The following is an 8,584-nucleotide window of genomic DNA, read 5'->3' on the forward strand; positions in this document are numbered from 1 at the left end:
CCCGGCGCCTTGTCGGAGACCAGGACGTTGCCCTCGCCGGCGGCGGTGGTGCCGCTCGCGGGCGCGCCGCGGTCCAGTACGGCCACCGAGTGCCCGGCGGCGGTCAGCGCTTCGGCGCAGGCCGCGCCGATCACACCGGCGCCCACGACCACGACGTCGTACGCCACCTGCCGCCACCTCCGTTCATTAAATCGAACGGCAACGAGCGTATGGAGGGCGCCGATCGGCGGTCAAGCCCCTGTTCCGGGCAGGCGTTGTGCGTTTTGTCGGGGCGCCGGCACGGCGCACGAGGCGACCGGCGGGACCGGGTGCGCGGCGGCCGGGTACTCCAGCATCAGCACCGAGAGCACCGGGCCCTCGACGGTCTCGTAGACGTGCGGCGCCGCGGCCGGGAAGCAGACGTAGTCGCCGGGGCCCAGCTCGTACGGCGCCTCCGGCGGCCCCACCCGGAGCCGCCCGGACGTGACGACGACGTGCTCGCGCCCCGGGTGGCCCGCGGAGTGCTGCACCTCGCCGGGGCGCACCCGCTGGTCGTACAGCTCGACGACCGTGTCGGTGAGGTCCATGCGGCGCAGCATCCGCAGGTCGACCGCGTTGCTGCTGAGCACTTCCAGGCCCGCGGAGCGGACGAGCAGCACGTCCGGGTCCGCGCGCTCGGTGAGCAGCGACGACACCGGAACCTCCAGGGCGTTCGACAAACTGAACACCGTCTCGATGGTGGGATTCCCGGTCCCGGACTCCAGCTGCGACAGCGTGCCCTTGGCGATCCCGGAGGCGCGCGCCAGCCCCGACAGAGTGAGCCCCGCCCGCGTCCGCAGCGCCCGCAGGTTGGCCCCGAGCACCCGGCCTGCCTGTTCCCGTACCACCGGACCTCCTCGACAAGTCGTGCGAGAGGCTACCCCGCGCCCGGCGAGGCGGCGACGGGCGTATTCACTATTCGCGTATCGTCGTTTTCATTGGTCGGCCCATTGGCGCGCGGGAGTTGACCCCCAATTCCCCGTGAAATTGGGGCCGTTGTTACTCAGGGGTTGTCGTGTGCATGTCCCGGATGTTTTCATGGCCGACCGGACATGCGCGCGCACAATCCTTGATCCCCCCACATCCACCCCCCACCTGAAGAAGGAGACCAGGATGGCAGCACATCCGGGTTTCGACCGCCGCGCACTGCTGCGCGGCGGACTGACCGCCTCCGCGGCCGGAGCGCTCGGACTCGGCGCGGCGGGGCTCGCACACGCCGCACCCAGGTCAGCGACCACCTCCGGGGCCTTCGCGGCCCCCGACCCGCTGCGCGGCGCCCGCCCGCTCGCCGCGCCGGAACCGCGCATCTACAGCACCGCGGAATGGGATGCCCGACCGCCGGAAATCGACATCGTCGTCCTCGACCACGTGCCGACGTACATCGTCGTCCACCACACCGCGGAACCCGGCAACAGCGAGGATTACTCGCTCGAACACGCCATGGAAATCTGCCGGTCCATCCAGAACTTCCACATGGACACCCAGGGCTGGGGCGACACCGGCCAGCAGTTCACCATCAGCCGCGGCGGGTTCTGCCTCGAAGGCCGGCACGAGAGCCTCGACGTCGTCCGCGGCGGCACCCAGCACGTGCAGGGCGCCAACGTCGGCGGCCGCAACAGCGAGGTCATCGGCATCGAGAACGAGGGCCTGTACGTCGACGTCGACGTGCCCACCGCGCTGTGGGACTCGCTCGTCGCGATGGTCGCCTGGATCGCCGGCCAGTACGGGCGGCCGGTGGAGAACATCATGGGCCACCGCGACTTCAACTCCACCCAGTGCCCCGGCGACGTGCTCTACGCCCGCCTGCCGGAGCTGCGCGAGGCGGTGGCCGGGGCCCTCGGCGCGCCCGCACCGGAACGGACCGCCGTCTGGCCGCTGCTGCGCCCCGGCGACAGCGGACCCGTGGTACGCGCGGCGCAGCACCTGCTGCGCGCCCGCGGGTTCACCGGGCTGCCGGCCGACGGGCTCTTCGGGCCGGAGACGAAGCGGGCCGTGGCCAAGCTCGCGGAGGCCGGCGGAGTCGAACGGCACTCCTGCTCTGCGGAGTTCCACAAGCGCACCGACGAGACGGGCTACCTCGGCTCCGACATCTGGCCGCTGATCACCCCGCGCGGGCGCGCCGGGGTGGACGGCGAGGTCGCGAAGGCCGTCGAGGCGCTGCTCGGCCGCGGGCGGCGGGCGCCGTCGGGCCGGGAGCTGGACACGGCGGCATGGAAGCAGCTGCTGTCCTGACGGCCTGATCGCGTACGGCCTGATCGCGTACGCGGCGAAACCGCGACCGTCGCGTCCGCCCCCACGCCGGGGCGGCGCGGCGGTCGCCGGTGTCAGCGGCGGCCGGCCACGAACGGCCGGAGCTTGTCGGCGAGGGCGTCGCTCGTCACCAACTGGAAGTCCGTGGCCGGGAACAGGGCCGAGTCGGGGCAGGTCTGCTGAGGACTGGTCGTTCCGTCGAGAGCGAACTCCGTCACCGGCTCGCCGGTGGCCGCCTCGAAGACCCGGAAGAGGTAGCGGGCGGTCTGCACGTCGTACTCGCCGTCGCCGGAGTTGTTCGAGCCGCCGAGGTACGTGCAGGTGCCCACGGTGCGGCTGTCGTGGCTGTCGTCGTCGTACTGGCAGACCACGAGCTGGGTGTCGATGTTCGTGGCGGCCGGCGCCCAGTCGCCGGGCAGCTGGGGCGGCTCGCTCTCGTCGACGGCGATGTCGTCCTTGAACAGCACGGCGGGATGCGGCCCGTTGCCCTCGTAGGCGGGCCCGCCCGGCAGGTACGGCTTCACCTTGCGGGCCTCGAACGGCTCGGTGAAGTCGCAGGCGTCCTCGCTGCTCCCCACGGTCTGCCGTGCCGGAGGCGGCGTACGCGGCAGCGGATCGGGGGAAGCCGTCGGGCTCGCGGCCCTCGGCCCCTTCGCGTCGTCACCGCCGCCGGAGCAGGCGGCGGGCCCCGCCAGCCAGGCGACCGCGACCAGCACGCACCCCGCCACGCCCCGCCGCACACGTCCCACGATGCCCGCTCCCTCCGACCGTGCCCCGGGTTCCGCCCGCACCGTACCGCCACCACCCGGGACGGGTCCCCGCAGACCAGGTGCGCCACCGCCAAGGCCGACCACCGCAGGACCTCCGGCCGCCCGCGTCGCGGCTCTGCCGGTTCCTTTCCGCGGTGCTTGGGGTCGTGGTCCGGCATCCCTGCCGTCACCGCCCGGGACGGGTCCCAGGTGCCGGTCCGGTCAAGGTCAAGTAGCGGGGGTCTCCGGCCGCCCGCGTCGCGGCTCTGCCGGTTCCTTTCCGCGGTGCTTGGGGTCGTGGTCCGGCATCCCTGCCGTCACCGCCCGGGACGGGTCCCAGGTGCCGGTCCCGTCAAGGTCAACTACCGGGAGGTCTCCAGGTGGTTGGGTAGGGGGTGAGCAGTGCCGGAGGGTGTGGTCCGGTGCGGAAGGAGGAGCGCTGTGGAGCCGCTGGCGGCTGGGGACCCCGCGCGGATGGGCGACTTCGTGCTACGTGGCCGCCTGGGCGCGGGCGGCATGGGAGAGGTGTTCCTCGGCCGGTCGCCCGGCGGGCGCGCGGCGGCGGTGAAGGTGGTGCACGCCCATCTGGCGCGGCAGCCGGAGTTCCGGCGCCGGTTCCGGCGGGAGGTGGCCGCCGCGCGGTCGGTGAGCGGCGCGTACACCGCGCCGGTGATGGCGGCCGGCCCCGAGGACGAGCGGCCGTGGATCGCCACCCTGTACGTCCCGGGCCCTTCCCTCGCCGACGCCGTGAGCGCCGCGGGGGCGTTCCCGGAGGACTCGGTGTGGCCGCTGGCGGCCGGGCTGGTCGAGGCGTTGCAGGCCATCCACGCCGAGGGGCTCCTCCACCGCGACCTCACACCGGCGAACGTGCTGCTGGCCGCGGACGGCCCGCGCGTGATCGACTTCGGGATCTCCCGGGCCATGGACGGCACCGTGCTGACCGGGACCGGTGCGACCATCGGCACGCCCGGCTTCATGTCCCCCGAGCAGGCCCAGGACGGCGACGTGCGGCAGCCCGGCGACGTCTTCTCCTTCGGCGCCGTGCTGGCCTACGCCGCCGGCGGCGTCGAGCCCTTCGGCCGCGGTGCGCCGCTGGGAGTCCTGCACCGCGTGGTGACGGCGGAACCGCGGCTGGACGGCGTGCCGGAGCGGATACGCACCCTCGTCGCCGCGTGTCTGGCGAAGAACCCGGACGACCGGCCCACCCCCGCCGGCCTCCTCGGCCTGATCGCCGCGGAGTGGGAACCGGGCGACGACTTCCCGGCCGCGCCGCCGTGGCCCGACGCCGTGAACACCCTCATCCAGGCCCGCGCCGTACCGTCCACCGCCCGCAACACCGCACCCAACACCGAGCCGGACGACGCCCCGCCGCCCCCGCACGAGGCGCCCACGATGACCGCACCCCCGCGGTACGAACCCGACCCGCCCCCGGAGCCCGAGCCGGAGCCCGCGCCCGCCGCCTCCGGTCGCGTACCGAAGGCCGACCGCCCCCGCGCGCTGCGCCGCCGCCACCGGCAGGCCCTCAAGCTCAGGAGGACCGGCGAGCACGAGGAGGCCGCCCGCCTGCTGGCCGAGGTCGTCGCGGACCGCAGCCGCGTGCAGGGGGCCGACCACGTCGACGTTCTCTTCGCCCGCCAGCACCACGCCATGGCCCTCGCGGAGTCGGGCCGGGAAGGGGAGGCGGCGGAGCTGCTGGGCGAGCTGGTCCCGGAGTTCGTGCGCCGGCTGGGAGCCGAGCACCGCAACGCCCTGACCACCCGCCGGAGCCACGCCGAGGCCCTCGGAAACGCGGGCCGGTACGAGGAGGCCGTGCGGCTGCTGGCCGACATCATCCCGGACTCCGTGAGCGGCCTGGGCCGCGACCACCCCCACACGCTGCTCGCCCGCCACATCCACGCCTGCAACGTCGCGGAGGCGGGGAACTACGCGGAGGCCGCGCGCCTGTTCGCCGATCTCCTCGACGACCGGATCCGCGTGCACGGGCGCAACCATTCCAAGACCCTGGTCGCCCGCATGCTCCATGCCCACTTCGTCGGACAGGCGGGGGACCACGCGGAAGGCGCCCGCATGCTGGGCGAACTCCTGCCCGACCTGTCCCGGGTGCGGGGCCCCGACCACTCCGAGACCCTGGCTGCCCGCGGCGGCCGGGCCCGCCATCTCGACCTGGCGGGGGAGCACGGGGAGGCGGCACGCGCGTACGCGGAGCTGGCTGCCGGCACCGCCCGCGCCCTGGGGCCGGACCACGTGGACACCCTGCACGCGCGCGAGCGCCACGCCTCGTGCCTCGGCACGGCGGGCGGCCACGCGGAGTCGGCCCGGCTGCACGCCGGGCTGGCCGCGGACCGCGCGCGTGTCCAGGGCCCCGGCCACTACGAAACCCTGCTCGCCCGCCACCTCAGTGCGTGGGAGCTGGGCGAGGCGGGCGAGTACGCCGAGGCGGCCCGGCTGATGGGCGAGGTCGCGGTCGACTGGGAGGGCGTCGTGGGGCCCGACCACGGCGACACCCTGAAAGCGCGCCACTGCCACGCCCGTTACGTCGGCGGCGCGGGGGACCACGCCGAGGCGGTCCGGCTGCTGGCCCAGGTGGCCGCCGACTGGGCGCGCGTCGAGGGCCCCGGCCATCACGAGGCCCTGGTCTCCCGCGAGTGGCAGGCGTTCCATCTCGACGAGACGGGGGACCACGAGGAGGCCGAGCGGCTGAGGGCGGAAGTCGACGCCTACCGGGCCCGTGCCGAAGGAGAGCCCGCGGCCTGACCCGAACGGGCGCGGCCGCGGGAGAATGCCGGCGAGGGCGCGGGTGGGCCGCGGCCCGGCCGGACGGTGAGGAGACCCATGAGCGGATCGAGGAGATCGCCTGCGGAACCGGTTCGGTTATCGGCCCGGCTTCCCGGCCCGCGGGTACATGTCGCGCTGGCCACCTGCCTGGTCCTCACCTGGGTCGGCCTCGCCGCCTGTTCGGGGGACTCCGGTCCGGACGGACCGGCCCCCGGCCCCTCCTCCCGGCCCGCTGCCGGTGAGTCGCCCGCCGGTACCCCGTCCGAACAGGCCGTCGCCGGCGTGGAGTACGCCCGTGCCAAGAAGGTGCTGGACCGGCACCAGGAGTCGATCTGGCGCTATCCCGGCGTCCAGGGAATGGGCATCGAGGGAGCCCCCGGCGCCGAGGACGGCGGCCGCGAGCCGTCGCCCGAGCCGCTCTTCCGGATCGTCGTCCACGTCGACACCCGGGCCGACGTGCCGGACGCCCCCCGGTCGGTCGAGGGCGTGCCGCTGAGGTTCACCGTCAGCGGCGAGTTCACCGCCCAGCCCGCTCCGGCCGGCTAGCCGTACGGCTCAAGGGGCGTCCGGGATGCGGCGGTGGACGTCGGTGAGCAGGTTGCGCATCGCCATGCGGAACAGCTCGGCGCGGTGTTCGCCGAGGAACGAGGTGTGGCCGAACACCTCCAGCACCACCAGCCCGTGCATGTGCCCCCAGCCGCTGAACAGCAGCGCGAACGCCGCCGGCGGCAGGACATCCGGATCGTCCGGGCGCAGGGGGCCGAGGTGGGCGCTGAGTTCGGGGGAGAGCGGCGGGATGTCGGCCGCGGCGAGCTGCTCGTGCGTGTACCCGCCGAACAGCTCGCGCTCGAAGACGGCGCTCATCCGGCGCACCGCCTGCGTGGTCGGCCCCTCGGCGGGCGCGGCGTAGTACCGCAGCGGTGTGCCGTAGATCAGCTGGAACCGCTCCGGGTTGGCCACGGCCCAGCGGCGGTAGCCCTCGGTCGCGGCCACGAACCCCGCGCCGTCGTCCCCGTCCCCCTCTCCCTCCCCGCCCCGGCCGGCCGCATCGGCGGCCTCCAGCACCGCCGCCGCCAGGTCGTCGTACGTCTTGGCGATGAGCGTCGTCAGCAGCGCGTCCCGGCTGGGGAAGTAGTGGTACAGCGCCTGCACCGTCATCCCCAGCCCGCGCGCGACCGCCCGCAGCGACAGCGCCGCCGGGCCGTGCTCGGTGATGTGCGCCTCGGCGGCGTCCACGATCTCCCGGACCGCGACCGCCCGGCGCCGCTCGCGCACCGACAGCGGGGGTGCGAGTCGTTCGTCCACGGCCATGACCACTCCCCGTCGTACCTCTTCCGCGGCGCCTTGTCAGAAAAACTTAACACTGCCAAATTCTCCGCCGCCTGACTACCGTCGTGCGCGCCGGCTCCCCCTCCCCATCGATCGGGGCCGGCTCCTGTCACCTACCGGACATATCGCGTTACATCCTTAAAGGAGAACCCCCGTGTTCAACCGCATAGCCGAGCTGGCGATCCGCCGGTCCCGGCTGGTCCTCGTCGCCGCCGCCGTGGCCGTCGTCCTCATGGGCGCCCTCGGCGCCGGCGCGTTTGCCCAGCTCAAGGGCGGCGGCTACGACGACCCGTCCGCCCAGTCCACCCGGGCCGGCGAGATCATCGACGACAAGTTCGGCGGGGAGACGAACCTCGTGCTGCTCGTACGGGCCGCGCAGGGCGGCGCCGACGTCGACGCCCGGCCGGTCGCGGAGGGCGGCCGGGACCTGGTGGCCGGGCTGAAAGCCGACGACCGGGTCACCAACGTCGTCTCCTACTGGGACACCGGCAACCCCGCCCTGCGCTCGAAGGACCGCGGCGAGGCCCTGGTCCTCGCCCACGTCGAGGGCGAGGACACCGAACGCGCGGAGAACGCCGAAGGCGTCATCGACGCCTTCACCGGGGAGCGGGCCGGCGGCCTCGACGTCCGGGCCGGCGGCGGCAGCGCCGTGGACACCGAGATGTCGCCGCAGGTGCAGAAGGACCTGCTGCTCGCCGAGGCGATCGCCGTGCCGCTGACGCTGGTGCTGCTGCTGTTCGTCTTCGGCAGCGTGGTCGCGGCGCTGCTGCCCCTGGTCATCGCGCTCGTCGCCATCGTCGGCACGTTCGCGCAGCTCTTCGTCCTCGGCAGTATCACCGACGTCTCCGTCTCCGCGGTCAACCTGACCACGGCCCTCGGGCTGGGCCTGGGCATCGACTACGCGCTGCTGATGGTCAGCCGGTTCCGCGAGCAGCTCGGCGCGGGCGCCTCCGTCGCCGACGCCGTGCGGACCACGGTGCACACCGCGGGCCGTACCGTCGTGTTCTCCGCCGCCACGGTGGCCGCCGCGCTCGCGGCGCTGATGGTCTTCCCGCAGTACTTCCTGCGGTCCTTCGGCTACGCCGGGGTCGGCGTCGTCGCCATCGCCGCGCTGGGCACGCTGTTCGTGATGCCGGCGCTGCTCGCCGTGCTCGGCCACCGCGTCAACAGCGGGAAGCTGCCGTGGGCCAGGCCCGGGCGCGGGGACTCCCGTTCGCCGCTGTGGGGGAGGCTGGCCCGTACCGTCATGCGGCGGCCCGCGGTCACGGCGCTGCCGGTGCTCGGCGTGCTGCTGCTGGCGGCGAGCCCGCTGCTGGGCATCACGTTCGGCACCCCGGACGAGCGGGTGCTGCCGGAGGACTCCCAGAGCCGGCAGGTCGCCACGGTGCTGCGCGAGGACTTCGCCGGCAACGACGACGGGGCCGTCCACGTCGTCATCGACGGGGCCGTCGCCGGCGCCCCGC

Annotated in this window: 8 protein-coding genes; 4 read left to right on the forward strand and 4 right to left on the reverse strand. The window is 74.3% G+C overall.

All coding sequences use genetic code 11. The annotated features are described in order from the left end of the window. Both H5J30_RS10245 and H5J30_RS10250 read right to left on the reverse strand, forming a co-directional pair. A partial coding sequence (locus tag H5J30_RS10245) for an FAD-dependent oxidoreductase (RefSeq protein WP_181787112.1) occupies positions 1–167 on the reverse strand: 167 nt, incomplete at its 3' end. 63 nt (positions 168–230) lie between these two features. Continuing rightward, positions 231–866, reverse strand: coding sequence for a helix-turn-helix domain-containing protein (locus H5J30_RS10250; protein ID WP_181787113.1), 636 nt, complete (start codon positions 864–866; stop codon positions 231–233). Between the two features lie 265 nt (positions 867–1,131). On the opposite strand from H5J30_RS10250, the gene H5J30_RS10255 reads away from it, so the two are divergent. Further along, positions 1,132–2,250, forward strand: coding sequence for a peptidoglycan recognition protein family protein (locus tag H5J30_RS10255; protein WP_181787114.1), 1,119 nt, complete (start codon positions 1,132–1,134; stop codon positions 2,248–2,250). Between the two features lie 92 nt (positions 2,251–2,342). Here H5J30_RS10255 and H5J30_RS10260 read toward each other — a convergent pair whose 3' ends face one another. After that, a complete protein-coding gene (locus H5J30_RS10260) occupies positions 2,343–3,017 on the reverse strand; it encodes a hypothetical protein (protein WP_309505484.1) in 675 nt (224 codons plus the stop codon). A 441-nt stretch (positions 3,018–3,458) separates the two neighbouring features. Here H5J30_RS10260 and H5J30_RS10265 point away from each other — a divergent pair, with 441 nt between their 5' ends. Further along, positions 3,459–5,771: a serine/threonine-protein kinase gene (locus H5J30_RS10265; RefSeq protein WP_181787115.1), complete on the forward strand. Its 2,313-nt coding sequence runs from the start codon at positions 3,459–3,461 to the stop codon at positions 5,769–5,771. A gap of 303 nt (positions 5,772–6,074) precedes the next feature. Further along, on the forward strand, positions 6,075–6,338 hold the full coding sequence (locus H5J30_RS10270) for a hypothetical protein (protein WP_181787116.1): 264 nt from the start codon (positions 6,075–6,077) through the stop codon (positions 6,336–6,338). A 9-nt stretch (positions 6,339–6,347) separates the two neighbouring features. On the opposite strand, the gene H5J30_RS10275 is transcribed toward H5J30_RS10270, so the two are convergent. Then, a complete protein-coding gene (locus tag H5J30_RS10275; RefSeq protein WP_181787117.1) occupies positions 6,348–7,103 on the reverse strand; it encodes a TetR/AcrR family transcriptional regulator in 756 nt (251 codons plus the stop codon). 172 nt (positions 7,104–7,275) lie between these two features. Between H5J30_RS10275 and H5J30_RS10280 the strand changes: the two genes are divergently transcribed. Beyond that, positions 7,276–8,584: MMPL family transporter (locus tag H5J30_RS10280; protein WP_181787118.1), on the forward strand; the 1,309-nt coding region annotated here is incomplete at its 3' end.

It is taken from the genome of Streptomyces phytophilus (genome assembly GCF_013870535.1).
Classification (GTDB): domain Bacteria; phylum Actinomycetota; class Actinomycetes; order Streptomycetales; family Streptomycetaceae; genus Streptomyces; species Streptomyces phytophilus.